Origin of the sequence: Streptomyces sp. PU-14G (assembly GCF_041028275.1) — a bacterium.
Lineage (GTDB): Bacteria > Actinomycetota > Actinomycetes > Streptomycetales > Streptomycetaceae > Streptomyces.
On record NZ_JASKYT010000130.1, the window covers coordinates 1 to 15,182 of the forward strand.

Genomic DNA, 15,182 nt, shown 5'->3' on the forward strand with positions numbered 1-15,182 from the left:
GGCTCGGACGCATGACGCCGGAGACCTCGGGGGGGGGGGGGGGGGGGGGGGGGGGGGGGGGGGGGGGGGGGGGGGGGGGGGGGGGGGGGGGGGGGGGGGGGGGGGGGGGGGGGGGGGGGGGGGGGGGGGGGGGGGGGGGGGGGGGGGGGGGGGGGGGGGGGGGGGGGGGGGGGGGGGGGGGGGGGGGGGGGGGGGGGGGGGGGGGGGGGGGGGGGGGGGGGGGGGCACACACGGGGGAGAGGGCCGGTCGTCGCAGCGGCTCGGACGCATGACGCCGGAGACCTCGACGTTCCGTCATCCACCAGTGAGACCCGTCCCTCAGTCCCGAACTCGCCTGAACTGCCTTGTAGAGGTGACATGACGGGCCTCCTCAGAGTCCAGGTGTGCGGCCGGCGAGCGGATGCATGCACGCGGCTGGGCGGTGCCCCGATCCGCTGCTGTTGACAAGGTTTGGACCAAGGGTCGTACACTATCAAGGACGCTTGTCCGTTATTTTGCACAGCCTCTTCCTGTCAGTCCAGGCACAACCCCGGCAGACGCGCCAGTCAATCGAGCCATGATGGGGGCTACGAGCATGGAACTAACGCTGCGCAAGCAGGGTTCGAAGCCGATGAGCGAGGATCAAGAGGACCTGTACCGGTTAGCAGTGCGCTCTCATGTGATCGACATCGCGTCCGTCGCCCAGAAGCTGGGCTGGTCGAGGTCGCGCGTCCAGAGGGTCGCCCAGGAACTGATCGAGGCGCACCTGTTGCAGCCGATGCCTGGAGACAGGGATACGTGCGTGCCCATCACGCCGCAGACGGCGGCTGTGCGCAGGCTCGCCCCCCTGCACCTGCAGATGTCTCGCATGGAGCGTCAGTCGGAACAGATCCGTAGGGAGATGGCCGGCTTCCAGGGCGTTCACGAGCAGGCGCTGCGTGAGCTGCGTACCGCGGAGGCGTTCTGCACCCTCCTGGGAAATGAGGCTATCGAAGCGGAGATTGCGGTGGCTGCCGAGCGGTGCTCCGGCGAGGTGCTGATCTGCGATCCGGTGGACAGGGCCGGGCCGGACGCGGGATGGGACCTGGGGCAGCTCGCGCTGGGCCTGCTCGCGCGCGGGGTCTCGGCCCGGGTGGTGTACCAGGACGTCGCCCGGTTCTCGGCGCCCGTCCGCGAATGCGCGAAGCAGGCCTCGGGCCGCGGCGGTGCCGTGCGCACACTGAGTGGTGCCTTCGACCGGCTGCTCATCTTCGACCGGGAGGTCGCGTTCATTCCCTCCGAGGGTGACCAGGCGCTCGCCATGGCGATCCATCAACCCGGCGTGGTGGAGTTTCTGACCAAGGCGTTCGAGCGGAGCTGGCGGGCCGCAAAGCCCTTCGACGGGCAGTTGCGTTCGCTCGAGACCGCCGAGCTGGTCTCCGGAGTCCGACGGAGCATCCTTGAGCTGCTGGCTGAGGGGGAGACGGACGAAGTGGTGGCCCGGCGCGTCGGCGTGAGCGTGCGCACTTGCCGTAGCCATATCGCGAAGATGTATCAGACCCTGGGGGCCCGTAGCCGGTTCCAGCTCGGACTGATCACTGCGCAGCAGGGCTTGCTCGCCTGCGAGTCTGTCGGGTAAAGGAGTCGTTCAGCTCTAGATCCCAGGAGACCCTCATGACCAACACCCGCCCAGTCACCAGGGGCGACGCATCGGGACCGGACCCCGAACTCGGCTATCCGCCGCCTGGTCAGGTCCTGCGAAGGCTGCGCACGCACCGGGGGATGTCACTGCGGCAGGTCGCCACGGAGTGCGGGCTCTCGGTGTCGTTCCTGGCGGCTCTGGAGCGGTGCGAGACCGATATTTCGCTGGAACGGCTGGGACGCTTGGCGAAGGTGTTCGACCATGACATCGGGTCCTTCCTCGGCTTCTCGCGGGGCCGCTCCACCGTCTCCGTCTACCCGGCCGAGAAGCAGGAGTTTCTCGAGCGGGCGCCGGGAGTGGTATATCGCGTGCTCCGCTCTCCCGAGCTGGGATTCCAAGTGGTGACCGGAGAGTTCCAGCCGCATTCAGGGCTGCTCGAAGAGCTGCAGCACGAGGGGTCCGATTTCATCGTGGTCACCAAGGGCCGCATCACGGTCACGTACAACGGGATCGACCACGAGCTGCGAGCCGGTGACTGTGCGCGCTGGTCCGCCGGGCACCCGCACTCCTTTCGCAATGACACGGATGAATTCACGCAATTCGTGGGAGTCATCTTCTCCATGCTGTACTGACAGACCCTGGGTGCGGGGCACGTTGACCAGTCCGCATGCACAGCGCTCCCTACCGTTCACGACGGTCCTGGACAGCGATCCCTTGGGCGTTCCGACACCGAGGTCGCGCTCACACTCACCGGTGACCTCGGCGCCCGCGCGGCCCTGGCCGTGGTGTGGAGCTCGGGCTTCATCTCGGGCAGCCTCGGCCTGCGGCACGCGGCGCCCTACACCTTCGCCGCGCTGCGCTTCGCCCTCGCCGGCACTGTGCTCTTGCTCTGGATGGCCCTGCGGCGCCGACGGTTTCCGGGACGTGTGCAACTGCTCCACCTGTGTGTCGTCGGCGTCCTCGTCCAGGCTGTGCAGTTCTCCAGCATCTGTCAGGGGATGGCTCTCGGCGTCCCACCCGGCCTGGCGGCACTGATCACCGCGCTCTACCCCCTGGTCGCCTCGTTGCTCGCGGTACCGCTGCTGCGGGAGTCCGTCGGCCTGCGCGCGGGACTCGGCCTGGTGCTCGGCTTCACGGGCGTCGCGCTGATGATGTCGGAGAGCGTGCGCTGGTCCTCGCAGTACGTGGCGGGATTCGGCTTCGTGACCCTGGGCTTGGTGGGCATCTCGCTCGGCACCGTGTACCAGAAGAGGTTCTGCCGGGACACGGATCCCGTCAGCGGCAGTGCGGTGCAGCTCGTCGCGGCCTCGGTGGTCATGGTTCCGCCCGCGGTGGGCGCGGAAGGCTGGAGCGTCGAGTTCACGACCGGGTTCTGGCCTGTGCTGTTCTGGACCACGCTGGTGAACTCCATACTCGGGGTCGGGCTGCTGTACCACCTGTTGCGCCATCATGGAACGGACCAAGTCACCAGCCTCTTCTACCTGGTGTTGATGGTGGCCACCGGCTTCTCGGTGCTCCTGCTCGGCGACCGGGTCGGTGCGCTCGTGACAGCTTCCTGCGCCGAGAATCCCGTCTCCAGCAACTCAGGACCGTACGTTCCGGCAAGGCAGGCCCGGACTGCCACATGATGCAGGGTCATGAATTTCTCGGGGATCGAATGCGGTGTAGCCGTACGGTGCTTGGTTTATTCCGGTGGACCGTCGACGTAATCTCGCCGATGCGACCAAGGAAGGATCGCATGGGATCCCGGAGGGCCGCTTCCACAGTTTGCTGCAACGCAACTTGCTGGTGTCCCGAAGGTCTAGCGGACCTGCGATTGAAAAGCCAAGAATTGCTCTCAAGTCCGCTAGACGAGGGAGTGTTCAGGATGGTCTCGACAGTTTCACCGGGCGGGCCTGTCCCCTTTCCTTCGGACGAAGGGGTGCGCCCAGTCGAAGTCCACTGTCACCGATTCGGCGACGTGGACTTCTCCGACTTCACGCGGATCGTTCTGCGACAACGGCCACCTGTTCCTGCCGGGGACGACTGTGGAGTTGCGCGGCGACGGCACGTGTTCCATCGAGCCAGTGCCCCAGGCGGTCATCGACGACGTCTACCTCGACCGCAGGAGCTACCTGAAGCGGTACCAGGAGCGGTCGAGGCCGGTCATCGACGCCGAGCGCGGCTCATGGCCGCGCGACACCAGTGACCTCCTGGGCCGGCTCTCCGAGTGGGTGGAGCCGCTGATGAGCCGGGCCGACCACATCTGCGCGGGGATCAACGAAAGGATCCTCCTCGACGTCCGTCCGTGCACAGGTACGGAAGCCGCAGCCGAGGCGCCCTCCGAGGAGCGCATCGTGCCGGACTTCCTCGACCGCCACGTCGTCCGCTGGGACGGGCAGGACTGCTGCTACACCTTCCGGATCGCCCGCCCGCTCATCGAAGGTCTGGTGCGCCGCAGGGAGCAGGACTGGGTCAACCATCTCTTTCTGTCCTGCCGGTTCAGCGCCGCGCGCAAGGGGCCGTACAACGAGTACGTCTTCAGCTTCCTGCAGGCGCTCTCACCCGCGGGTCTCGACTATGTGGAGCGCTACTACGCCGAGCGGGACGGAATCGGCCCCCTGGCACGCGCCGGCGACTACGTCGTGCAACGGCACTGCCCGCATCTCGGCGCCGACCTGGAGCGCTTCGGGGTGGTCGAGGGAGGAATCCTGACCTGTCAACTCCACGGCTGGGAGTTCGACCTCGCCACCGGCACCTGTCTGACCAGTGACGACCGTCGTCTCTTCAGCGAGCGTCGCCTCGGTACGGAGGACGAGTTGCCCGCCGTCCCCGCAGCCGACGCGCCGACCCGAGCCCGGGCCGAAGAGCGGACCCGGGCATGAGGGCGCCCAGCGAACGGCTCGCCGTCTCCCTGCTGTTCGCCGTCCACGGCACCTCGACCGGCAGTCTCGCCTCGCGCATCCCCGCGCTCAGCGACGGCCTCGGGGTCACCGCAGGCTTCCTCGGCGCGGCGCTGACGCTGCAGGCCGTGGGCGGTCTCGCCGTGACACCCTTCGTCGGCCGGATCGTCTACGCGCTCGGCGAGCGAGCCGCCGCCCGGCTGCTGGTCAGCATCTGGGGTATCGCGCTCCTGTTGCCGGCGCTGGCTCCACAGCCCTGGACGCTCTTCCCGGTCTTCCTCTGCTTCGGAGCTGCCTCCGGCGGCGCCACGGTGGCGATCAACGTCCTGGGCGTGCGTGTGGAGGAACGCCTGGGCAAGCCCGTGGTGTCGGGCTTGCACGGCCTGTGGAGTGTCGGCACCTTCGCGGGATCGGGAGTCGGCGTGCTGATGTCCGCGATCGGCGTGCGGTACGCATGGCACCTGGCAGGTGTCTCCCTGGTGCTCACGGTGATCGCCTGGCTGGTCGGCAGTGCCCTGCCGCGACGTGACCGGGAGGGACCGAAACGGCTCCCGGCACCCCGGCGCTTCACCGTGCCCACGGGGGCGGTGCTCCTCCTCGGCCTGCCGCGTTCTGCGCCTGCTTCGCGGAAGGCTCGGCCGTCAACTGGTCCGCGATCCACCTCAAGGAGACCGTCGGGTCTTCCGAGGCGGTGGCCGCGGCGGCGGGCCTACGCCGCGTTCGCGTGCACCATGGCGACGCTGCGGCTGGGCGGCGACCTGGCCGTGCGCCGCCTGGGCCCCGTGCGCTGCGTGCGGGGTGGCGGCATCGTGGCCTGCTGCGGTGCGCTCATGGCCGCCTCGGCCACGGCGCCCGCGGTCGCGGTGGCGGGCTTCGTCCTGCTCGCCACCGGGATCGCGGTGATCGTGCCGATGGCGTTCTCTGCCGCGGGCCGCTGCGGTGTCCATCCGGCCCAGGCGGTGGCGGGGGTCTCCACCGCCACGTACAGCGCCAGCCTCAGCGCCCCGGCGCTGGTCGGCGTGATCGCCGACACCACCGGCCTGCGCTCGGCCTTCGCCCTGGTCACCCTGCTGATGCTCGTGATCGTGGCGTCCGCCCGCCGGATGGGCCCCGCCGAGGTCCCGGCCGCCCGGCAACCCGGCGCCGCGTCGGTGACCGGGGCCGGTGGCCGGGCGTGATGTGCACTCCCTAGCCCTGAGAGGGGATTTGCTGTGACCAAGCACGGAGGCCGAAATGTCCTCGCCCTGGAATGGCTGCAGTTCGGCATGAGCCGACTGGTGGCCGCCGCAGCCGAGGAGGGGCTGCATGTGCACCTGCTGACGCAGGACCGCTCCGAATACGCGTACGAACTCACGGTGGTGGACCGGGACCACCTGACCATCCATGACGTGGACACACAGGACGCCGTCGCCGTGACCGACGTGGCACGGCGGATCGGCGATGTGGCAGGGCTGCTCAGCACTACGGACACCTCCAGCCTGGTCGCCCTCGCGGTACGGGAGGAGCTCGGGCTCGGCGGACCTGAGCCCGAGGGCATTCGCCTGGCCCGCGACAAGACAGCACTCCGCAGCTGCCTGTACGAGCATGGGCTTTCCCGCGCGCCGGGCACGAGTGTGGGGGACGAGGAGGGTGCCGCCCGCTTGGCCGAGCGGGTCGGGCTGCCCCTCATCGTCAAGGACAGCGCCGGCACGTCAAGCGAGCACATCTGGCTGGCCCGTACCCCGGGCGACCTCGAACGGGTGCTCCGCGAGGTCAGGGAATGCTCCCTGCGGGGCCATGCCACGGCCGAGCCCTACTTCCGCGGGCCGCTCTACAGCGTGGAGACGCTGTCCTGGGGCGGGCACACGCGCGTCCTCGGCGTGAACAGCCGCCAGCTCTCCGCGCCACCGGTCTTTCGTGAGGAAGCGCTCAGCTTCCCTGTCTCGCTGCCCTCCGATCTGGGCGCCGACCTGGTGCGGTGGATCGAACAGGTCCTCAAGGTCACCGGCTACACGGAGGGGTTCGCCCACACCGAATTCATCATGACCCGCCAGGGGTTCGAGGTCGTCGAGATCAACCCGCGTCTCGCCGGAGCCCTCGTCGGCGAGGCGATCGGTCACAGCTTCGACTGCAACGTCTACCGCGCCTTCATCGACCTCGCGCTTCGGCGCAGGCCCGGGCTCCTCGACGCGCCCCTGACGTGCGGACGCGGCGCGGCGCAGGTGCTTGTCTACGCCCCTGAGCCGGGCACATACCGCGAGATCACCGGTACCGAGGAGCTCGGGGAGCATCCCGGTGTCCCGGTGCTGTATCCCGTACTCACGCCGGGCACCCACGTTCGGTCGGTGACCGACCAGGACGGCTGTGTCGCCATGCTCCTGGCCACTGGCGCCAGCGCCCACCTGGCCCTGCAGAACGCGCTGTCGGCAGCGGGACAGCTTCGGGTGCGGATGGAGGGAGGCAGCCGTGTCTGAGCGCGCCCCTCATCTTCTCGTCCTCAGCGGTTGGGCCGGAGTCGTGGAACAGGCATTGGGGCTGGGGTTCGAGGTGAGTTTCATCGGCAGCACCTCCCACTTCTCCTCGCGCGACATGGAGATCCTCAGCGCCTGCCGGCACGCTCTCCCGGTGCCGGCCGATCAGACCGTCGCGTGTCTCCAGGAAGCCCGCGCCATCCACGACGAGCGCCCTTTGGACGCGGCCATCACATTCGGCGAGCACGGTCTCGAGAGCTGCGCCCTCATCGCCGACGCGCTCGGCATCAAAGGACTGCCACTCGCCACGGTGGCGGCCACTCACTACAAGGACCGCATGCGCGACATCCTCGCCTGCCACCCCGGCCTCGCCCTGGGCTGGGCCCGTGTGGCAAACGGCGAGGAGCTGGAGAAGTTCCACGCCCGCTATGGACTGCCACTGATCGTCAAACCCGTCGCGGGGGCGGGCAGCGTGGGCATACGCCAGCTCACCACGTTCGACGAACTGCGGAACCTCCTCGACGACGCGGAGTTCTGGAACAAGGGTCCTTACCTGGCCGAGGAGTTCATCGAAGGGGACTTTCTCCACAGTGTCGAGACGGTGACGCTCGACGGCCGGCACGCCATCGCAGGCATCTCCTCCTCCCGCCTGGCCCCCTATCCGAACCTGGCGCTCATCGAGACCGCGGTACCGCCGCCGGCCGCACACAGCCGGCATCTGGACACCGTGGCCCGGACGGTGCTCGCGTTCCTCGACGCTATCGGGCACACCTGGGGCCTGACGCACACCGAAGTCAAGGTCACCAAGGACGGCCGGGCGATCGTCATCGAGTCCCAGCCGCGGATCGGCGGCTACCGCATCTACGGCATGGTCGAACACGCCACGGGCGTGGACCAGGTGGGGACGATCCTGCGCAGTCTCCTCCCGGGCGGCGAGACCGTACGCTCCCCCCACCTGCCGCCCGCCACCAGCGTCGGCATGGTGATCTCGCTGATCCCACCCCGCAAGCGGGTGGTCCGGTGTGCCGACCCCGAACTGCTCCGCGGCATCGAGGGGGTGGACGACTTCGAGATCGGGATCCGCCCCGGCGAGGTGCCCCTCCCGGTCTAGGACAACACCCGGCGCCCGGGCCTGATCTGGCTCCACGTACCCGACTACGAGGCCGCCGACCGGACGAAACGGGAGATCGAGCGCGCCTATTGGATCGAATTCGAGGACGGCGATGTCTGGCATCCGACGTTCTGACGCGTGGTCGGGCCTCGCCGCGCTGCCGCCAGGTCTGCGATTCCTCCTGGCCACGTCCTTCTTCATGCCGCTGGCCAGTTTCATGGTGCTGCCGTTCCTCGCCATCCTGCTGCACGAACGCCTCGGCATGGCGATGGGGTTCGTCGGACTGCTGCTGGGCCTCACGACCATTCTGCAGTTCTCCGGCGCACTCGGCGGAAGCCTGGTCGCCGAACGCCTCGGCCTCAAGCGCACCATGCTCCTCGGGCTCATCGTGCGCACGTGCGGCTTCGGCCTGTTCGCGGCGGGCCTTTCGATGCCGAAACTGGCCGTGGCCGCCGTCCTGCTGGCGGCGTTCGGCGACGCGTTGTATTCCCCGGCCAACAAGGCATACCTGGTCGGGGAGGTGCCGGAACGGCACAGGCCCGTGCTGCTCTCGGTCAACAACTCGGCTCTGAACACCGGAATGGCGTTGGGAACCCTCATCTCGGGGGTGCTCATCGCCCGCTTCCCGTTCGTGGTCTTCACCCTGGTCACCCTGATGTTCGGCGTGACGACCGTGCTTCACCTGCTCATCCTGCCCCGCGACGCCAGGAGAGCCGCCGTCGGCCGCGGCGGTGGCTCCCGCGGCGACTGGGCACGGGCCCTCATGGCCGCACCGGCCGTGGTCACGCTCCTGACGGCCTATGTCTACTGGTACTTCCAGAACTACCTGGGCGTGTTCGTCACCGATGCCTACCCGGCGTTCCTCTTCAGCCTGGCCCTGGTCCTCAACAGCGTCCTCATCGTCGTGGGCCAGCCGCTGGCAGCCACATGGATCGGCCGCACCCGCTACACCACCGCGGCTGCCGTCGGCTTCCCGAGCCTCACGCTCGGCTTCCTCGCCTTCATCCAGGGGTCGGTGGCGTTCATCCTGCTCGGAACCGTGCTCGTCAGCGTCGGCGAGGGGGTGATGTTCCTCAAGAACGAACTGGAAGCGCTGCGTGCCCTGCCACACCGCCCCACGCTCGCCATCGGCAGCCAGCGCCTGGCCCTCGGCGTCGGCTCGTTCGCCAGCGGCCTCGTCGGTGGACAGCTCTATTCGGCCTCCCAGTCAGCCGGCCAGACGGAGAACTTCTGGCTGTACGCGGCGGGACAGGGCCTCGTGGCCACGTGCCTGGCCGCTCTCCTCGCGGCGCGCGGGCTCAAGGGCCCCCTGGCCGTCGCCGCTGACGGCGAGGCAAGCGGCCACCCCCAGCCTTCGACCCACACCGCCCCCCGACCGAATGCGAGGCCCCGCGCATGACCCGTGTCGCCGTCATCAGCTACGGCCCCACCCTCGACTACGCCTCCATGCTCCCGGAGATCACGGACAGGCTTCATGTGTTCAGCCACCACGCGCTGCCCCACACCGAGGGCTTGGCGTACTTCGAGCATGTCCAGGACTGTGAGTCCGTGCCCTACGCCGAGTTGATGATCCGGCGAATGGCCCAGGACCAGCCCTTCACCCACGTCGTGACGGGCAATGAGTACGACCTGGAACGCGCCGCCCGCCTGCGTGAGGACTTCGGCATCCCCGGCCAGTCCTCGGCGAGCGCGCTGTCCTTCCGCGACAAGGTCGTCATGAAGGAGGTGGCGTCCCGGACCGTGCCCACACCTCGCTTCGCCCGGCTGGAGAGCTTCGTCGACCTGATGGACTTCCAAGCGCGCTGCGATGGCCCCGTCGTCGTGAAGCCGGTGAAGCAGGGCGGCTCGCGTGACATCACCGTGTTGCGGGGCGAGGCCGACCTGCTGGCATTCAGCCGCCGACCGTGGCGGGACGACTTGATGGCCGAGGAATTCGTCGAGGGCACCATGTACCACGTGGACGCGGTGATCGCGGACGGCTATCGCTTCGTGGCCTCGTCCCGATACCTCCGTAGCTGCCTCGGTGTGTTCTCCGGACGCAACACGGGCTCCCTCCAGCTCCGCCCGGAGGACAAACTCGCCCGCCGGCTGGAGGAGTTCCTCGACCGCGTGCTGGAGGCCTTCGACACCGCGGACGTCAGCGCCTACCACCTGGAGGTGTTCCACACCCCCGCGGACGAGCTCGTCCTGTGCGAGATCGCCTCGCGCGTGGGCGGCGACCGCATCCCCGCACTCACCAAGGCGACCTACGGTGTGGACCTGCACGGCACCCTGCTGCGGCGGGCCTGCGGATTGCCGGTACCGCAGCCACCGGCCTCCCCGCCCACGGAAGTGCACGGTTCGGTGTCCATCCTGCCGCAAGGGCGCCCGGTGCGGTTGCCGGACCGGCTTCCCTTCCCCTGGGTGCACCAGTACGAGGTCAACCCGGACCTCGCCCCGGACGCGTTGCCGCAGCACAGCGCCTCACACCTGTGCTTCGTCATCGTCCGCGGCGCCGACACGGAGGAGATCGAGCAGCGGGTGCTGCAGGCCGAAGCATGGCTCATGGAGCAACTGCGTGAGCGCCCTGACTCCGCCCGACCCACGGGTCCCGTCGAGAAAGGCAACCAGCCGTGACCTACCGCATCCTGGCCCTGCTCTCCTCCTCCGCCGAGCCCGACGAAGACGGTGTCCCCCTCACCCCGCACGCCCTGCGGCAGTTGGGCCACGACGTCCACATCGGACTCATCGACACCCTGTGCATGCACGGTGTACACGGTCCACCGGGACGACCGCAACAGCACCGCCCTCATCGACACCGCCACCGGAAGCGAAACCTCGCGCTACGTGGGCTACGGGCGCGACATCGTCGGCATGGCCAAGCGCCACGCCGCGTTCCAGGAGTACGTGGACACCGTCCGCACCAACGAAAAGCGAGTGATCATGGCGGGCTCGACGCCCATCTGCGGGATCCGCCGCTATCACCCGGAGCACGACAACCGGGCGAACATGTCCCTCGGCGCCCGATACGAATCGATCGGCCTGGCCCCCCAGGAGGACGAGCTCGTGCGCCGGCTCAGCAAGAACCTGATGGACAGGGGGATCTTCTCCTCGGGCATCGACCTGGCCTACCCGTACGTGATGGAGATCAACATTCTCAGCCCCGGCGGACTGATCTACCACCAGAACGCCACCGGAGAAGACCTGTCGGAGTACGCGCTCACCTGAGTCCTCTCCGCACTGCGCGAAGCGGGGAAGCTGCCCTGACCGCCGGCCCGCCTCTGCCCGGGGGTTATTGCGTCACGGTGAGGCTGGCGGGGACGGCGTCGAAGGCGTCCTCGACGCGGCGGGCCAGGTTCTTGGTGCCGCCGTGGCCGAGGCGTCCGGTGGGGCCTTCGGGGCCGCGGCCGGCGACCCAGTTGCGTGCGCCGCAGCGCCAGGCGCTGAGGGCGAACTCGCCGAGGAGGCGCAGGCGGACGTCTTCGCGGCTGTCGGTCTCCAGGCGTTCTTCGAGGAGTTCGACGAGGCGGTGCTGGACCTTCATGGAGGAGACCAGGCTGTGGTCATGGAGGACGGGGGTTCCCGCGGCGAGCCGACGCGTGCGCAGGAAACGCTGGTCCCATCCCTCGGGCATGCTCAGGATCGACTCGGTGAGGCTGGAGCGGAGTGCGTCGAGTGCCGGGCCGGGGGCGGTGTGCTGGGCGAAGCGGGCGGTGTAGGCGTCCCACAGCTCGCCCTCGGCGGCCATCGCGACGTCTTCCTTGGTGCGGTAATAGCGGAAGAACGTGCTGCGCCCGATCTCGGCGTGCGCGGTGAGCTCCTCCAGGGTGACGCGGTCGAAACCGCGTTCGCTGAAGAGCGTCAGCGCGGCCTCGGCGAGTGCGCGGCGGGTGCGCTGCTTCTTGCGTTCACGCAGCGTCGGGGCGGTCGTGTTCTCGGGCGTCGGGGTGTCGGGCTCCACGCGGAACAGGCTACCGAAGCGGTACCCGGACCTGAATGAGACTGGAGACCGTTCGGCTCTCATGCCAGAATGGCACTCAGTCTCACTTTTTTGGATTGGCGGGACGTACCCCGTCCTGCCCGTCGCGCCCGCGAGAGGAGCCGTTCCATGAGCCGTCGCGTCGAGGGGTCTCCCGAGGTCGCCCGCGCCCCTGCGCGGGTCGTCGTCCTCACCACACGGCACGTAGGCGATGGCGGCCCGGCGCGCGGTGCCGCCGAGGCCGTCGCCCGGCGTGGTGACGAACGCTGGCCCGAGGGGTTGTTGAGCTGGTCGCTGCTCGAGAGCACCGACGGGCAGGCGTTGATGGCCTACGAGCAGTGGTCGGACGATACGGCGCTGGACTCCGCGCTGTCCGGCCCTGCCCCGTACGAGCCGGGCATCCCCGGGGCGGAGCCGTCCGCTCCCGTCCGCTATCGCCTCTACCGCTCCCACCTCGGCGGAGGCCAGGAGCGCGAGGTGGGATGCGTGGTGACGCCGGTCTTCGACGTGGACGGGCCCGCGCGGCAGCGGCGGTTCGTCGACGAGATCTTCGCTATGACGCAGGGGACGTCCCGGCAGCCCGGTTTGATCGCCGCGCACTTCCACCTCAGCACGGATGGCACGCGCGTGGTCAACTACGCCGAGTGGACCGATGAGCGGTCCCACGCCTACTCGCTGACGGCCGAAGACCCGGCGGGACTCCGGCGCCGGATCGGGGAGTTCCCGGGTGTGCGGCCCTGCGGCTTCCGGCGCTGGTTCCCGCACGCCGCTCTCGCGCCGGCCCGGGCCGACGATGGCCGCTGAGCGTGCTGCTGCTCGCCTCCGCGCCGGCTGGGTCGTCACAAAATCGAGTACGCCGATGCCTTCCCACCCCGACCCCATAGCTCTCGAAGGGGCTGCACGGGCCCGTTCGGATAGCCCGGCTCTGTCGTCGCCCGCGAGTCGACGTGCCCTCTCGCATTGGGAGCCAAAGGCTCCGCGAGGACGGCCGTTAGGGTGATCGGATGGACGTCGGTGCGGTACTGATCGCGGTCGCCGGTGTCGGGGGGACGCTCGGGGGCGCGCTGCTCACCCAGCGCGGTGCCGACCGGGCCAAGCGACGTGAGCTGGAGATGACCCAGGCTTTCGAGGAGGCCCGCGAGCACCGCGGACTGCGGCGCAGCTGCTACACGGAGCTTCACCGGGACGCGCGGCAGTTTTCCACAGCACTCAGCCGTCACCTCTACGTCATGCGGGACGGGATGGCGGAGGCCGAGAATGTTCGGGCGCTGGAAGAAACCAAGGACGCCTACCGCGACCGCTGGTCCGAGGCGTTGATGATCGCTTCCGACACGGTGATCCCTTCGGCTCACGACGTGAACGAGGCACTGACCCTCGTCTACGGACAGGTCAAGCGCCTGGAGCAGGGAAACCCGCGGCCGGGTGAGACCCTGCGATCAGCGGCTGAAGCGCAGCATTCACTCTGGTCCTTGATCGACGCCATGCGGGAGTCCATGCGCAGTGATCTCGGCGTAACCGACGACCCGCACTCGGTCACCCCGAAGCGCGAGCAGCTTGAGGCTATGCGTCGTGATTTTGACTGACTGAGGGAACATGACGACCTGGTGGTTGGTGGGGCACGGGTAGTTCTTCGACTGCTGGGGAAGGGCGTGGTCGCGGGTGGGGATCAAGGCGCCGTCCACGGTCAGCACGGGGTCCTAGCGGAACCGCTGGCGGGGACGGAGTTGAGCGGTCGCCCGAGGTGGTCGATGATGCGGCCGGCGGCCGTGCGGGGCGGCCATACGTGATCGCAGCGCGGGACGCCCGGAACACCTGTACGTGGAAGCCAGCGCCGGCGAAGGCCGGAGTCCATGCCGGTCGGGGCGGATCGTGGAGGTCGGGCCGCAAACGTCTGCCGTGGATTTCAAGGCCTCGGCGCCGTATAGCCTGGTGGAATGCTTCCAGAAGTCACAGCCACCCGCTATGTCACACCCTTGCGGGAGGGCGGCTCACTCCCCGGGCTCGTCGAGGCAGACGACCTGGGTACTTATGTCATGAAGTTCACCGGGGCGGGGCAGGGGCGCAAGACGCTGGTGGCCGAGGTGCTGTGCGGAGGGCTGGCCCGGCGGCTCGGGCTCCGGGTGCCCGAACTGGCGGGCATCTGGCTCGACCCGGTGATCGGCCTCTCGGAGCCCGACGAGGAGGTGCAGGAGCTGCTGAAGGCGAGCGGTGGGCTCAACCTCGGCATGGACTTCCTGCCGGGTTCGCTCGGTTTCGACCCGCTCGCCTACCGGGTCGGCCCCGAGGAGGCCGGCCGCGTGGTGTGGTTCGACGCGCTGGTGAACAACGTCGACCGCTCCTGGCGCAACCCCAACATGCTGGTGTGGCACGACGACCTGTGGCTGATCGACCACGGAGCCACGCTGATCTTCCACCACAACTGGCCCACCGCGCAGGCCGCCGCCGACCGCTCCTACGACGCCTCCGACCACGCGCTGGCCTCGGCCGGGCCGCTCGTCGAGGCGGCGGGCGCCGAGCTCGCGCCGCGTGTCACGGCCGATCTGCTGGCCGAGTGCGCCGCTCAGATCCCGGACGCGTGGCTGGCGGACGAGCCCGGTTTCGCGAACCCGGACGAGGTACGCGCCGCGTACGTCCAGGTACTGGCGGCACGCGCCCGTACGATCCATGAGCGGATCACGGTCGGCGAGCCGAGCGAGGACCGGCCCTCCCAGGCGCCGGGGTGGCTCACCGGGAAGGACGGCGAGACGAAGTGACACGCACGACGACCCCGGGGACCCGGGCGGGCGCGCGCGGTGACCTCGACGTGTTCGAGTACGCGCTGCTGCGTGTCGTTCCCCACATCGAGCGCGGCGAGTTCATCAACGCGGGCCTTCTCGTCTACTGCCGGGCGCGCTCCTTCCTCGCCGCACGCACCCATCTCGACGAGGACCGGCTGTTCGCCCTCGACCCGTGCGCCGACGTCCGGGGGGTGCGGTCCGCGCTGCACGCCGTGGAGGGCGTGTGCGACGGGGGCGCACGGGCCGGGCAGGCGGCCGGGGACGACGCGGGGAGGCGCTTCAGGTGGCTGGTGGCGCCGCGCAGCACCGTCGTGCAGCCGGGGCCCGTGCACACCGGGCTGACGGCCGATCCGCGTGCCGAGAGCGAGCGCCTGCTGGACCTGCTGGTGCGATGAACCCGGGGG

General features: G+C 69.4%; 15 protein-coding genes and 1 pseudogene. 14 read left to right on the plus strand and 2 right to left on the minus strand.

Features of this window, described 5'->3' with window-relative positions; genetic code table 11:
• Nucleotides 1–574 precede the first annotated feature (574 nt).
• The 10 genes from AB8Z75_RS17050 (at nt 575) to AB8Z75_RS17095 (ending at nt 11,250) form a co-directional block, all read left to right on the plus strand.
• Complete coding sequence (locus AB8Z75_RS17050) at nt 575–1,597, plus strand: LuxR C-terminal-related transcriptional regulator (RefSeq protein ID WP_369202833.1); 1,023 nt, start codon at nt 575–577, stop codon at nt 1,595–1,597.
• A 35-nt stretch (nt 1,598–1,632) separates the two neighbouring features.
• Complete coding sequence (locus AB8Z75_RS17055; protein ID WP_369202835.1) at nt 1,633–2,232, plus strand: helix-turn-helix domain-containing protein; 600 nt, start codon at nt 1,633–1,635, stop codon at nt 2,230–2,232.
• 153 nt (nt 2,233–2,385) lie between these two features.
• The gene (locus AB8Z75_RS17060) at nt 2,386–3,228 is read left to right on the plus strand and encodes a DMT family transporter (protein WP_369202837.1); all 843 of its coding nucleotides are present in this window, start codon (nt 2,386–2,388) and stop codon (nt 3,226–3,228) included.
• Nucleotides 3,229–3,666: 438 nt separating this feature from the next.
• Entirely contained in the window at nt 3,667–4,464 is a 798-nt protein-coding gene (locus AB8Z75_RS17065) for a Rieske (2Fe-2S) protein (RefSeq protein ID WP_369202839.1), read from the plus strand.
• Nucleotides 4,461–5,660, plus strand: a complete 1,200-nt coding sequence (locus tag AB8Z75_RS17070; RefSeq protein ID WP_369202841.1) for an MFS transporter — start codon at nt 4,461–4,463, stop codon at nt 5,658–5,660. Before AB8Z75_RS17065 ends, AB8Z75_RS17070 begins: the two co-directional genes overlap by 4 nt.
• A 33-nt stretch (nt 5,661–5,693) precedes the next feature.
• Nucleotides 5,694–6,935 (plus strand): ATP-grasp domain-containing protein, encoded by a 1,242-nt coding sequence (locus tag AB8Z75_RS17075; protein WP_369202843.1) that lies wholly within the window; start codon nt 5,694–5,696, stop codon nt 6,933–6,935.
• Nucleotides 6,928–8,043 carry an acetyl-CoA carboxylase biotin carboxylase subunit family protein gene (locus AB8Z75_RS17080; protein WP_369202845.1) on the plus strand — a complete coding sequence of 372 codons (1,116 nt, stop codon included), beginning with the start codon at nt 6,928–6,930 and terminating at the stop codon, nt 8,041–8,043. Before AB8Z75_RS17075 ends, AB8Z75_RS17080 begins: the two co-directional genes overlap by 8 nt.
• 112 nt (nt 8,044–8,155) lie before the next feature.
• Entirely contained in the window at nt 8,156–9,442 is a 1,287-nt protein-coding gene (locus AB8Z75_RS17085) for an MFS transporter (protein WP_369202847.1), read from the plus strand.
• Entirely contained in the window at nt 9,439–10,659 is a 1,221-nt protein-coding gene (locus AB8Z75_RS17090) for an acetyl-CoA carboxylase biotin carboxylase subunit family protein (protein WP_369202849.1), read from the plus strand. Before AB8Z75_RS17085 ends, AB8Z75_RS17090 begins: the two co-directional genes overlap by 4 nt.
• 132 nt (nt 10,660–10,791) lie before the next feature.
• Nucleotides 10,792–11,250, plus strand: coding sequence for a hypothetical protein (locus tag AB8Z75_RS17095; RefSeq protein ID WP_369202851.1), 459 nt, complete (start codon nt 10,792–10,794; stop codon nt 11,248–11,250).
• Between the two features lie 64 nt (nt 11,251–11,314).
• Here the strand turns inward: AB8Z75_RS17095 and AB8Z75_RS17100 are convergent, their stop codons facing one another.
• Nucleotides 11,315–11,983: a TetR/AcrR family transcriptional regulator gene (locus AB8Z75_RS17100; RefSeq protein WP_369202853.1), complete on the minus strand. Its 669-nt coding sequence runs from the start codon at nt 11,981–11,983 to the stop codon at nt 11,315–11,317.
• A 147-nt stretch (nt 11,984–12,130) separates the two neighbouring features.
• Between AB8Z75_RS17100 and AB8Z75_RS17105 the strand changes: the two genes are divergently transcribed.
• Both AB8Z75_RS17105 and AB8Z75_RS17110 read left to right on the plus strand, forming a co-directional pair.
• Nucleotides 12,131–12,805, plus strand: coding sequence for an antibiotic biosynthesis monooxygenase (locus tag AB8Z75_RS17105; protein WP_369202855.1), 675 nt, complete (start codon nt 12,131–12,133; stop codon nt 12,803–12,805).
• Nucleotides 12,806–13,005: 200 nt separating this feature from the next.
• Complete coding sequence (locus tag AB8Z75_RS17110; protein WP_369202857.1) at nt 13,006–13,584, plus strand: hypothetical protein; 579 nt, start codon at nt 13,006–13,008, stop codon at nt 13,582–13,584.
• 9 nt (nt 13,585–13,593) lie between these two features.
• Here AB8Z75_RS17110 and AB8Z75_RS17115 read toward each other — a convergent pair.
• Nucleotides 13,594–13,772, minus strand: a pseudogene (locus AB8Z75_RS17115) (IS5/IS1182 family transposase); the annotation flags it as partial.
• A 163-nt stretch (nt 13,773–13,935) separates the two neighbouring features.
• On the opposite strand from AB8Z75_RS17115, the gene AB8Z75_RS17120 reads away from it, so the two are divergent.
• Nucleotides 13,936–14,754 carry a HipA family kinase gene (locus AB8Z75_RS17120; RefSeq protein WP_369202859.1) on the plus strand — a complete coding sequence of 273 codons (819 nt, stop codon included), beginning with the start codon at nt 13,936–13,938 and terminating at the stop codon, nt 14,752–14,754.
• On the plus strand, nt 14,751–15,173 hold the full coding sequence (locus AB8Z75_RS17125; RefSeq protein WP_369202861.1) for a DUF3037 domain-containing protein: 423 nt from the start codon (nt 14,751–14,753) through the stop codon (nt 15,171–15,173). The genes AB8Z75_RS17120 and AB8Z75_RS17125 overlap by 4 nt, the downstream gene beginning before the upstream one ends.
• Nucleotides 15,174–15,182 lie beyond the last annotated feature (9 nt).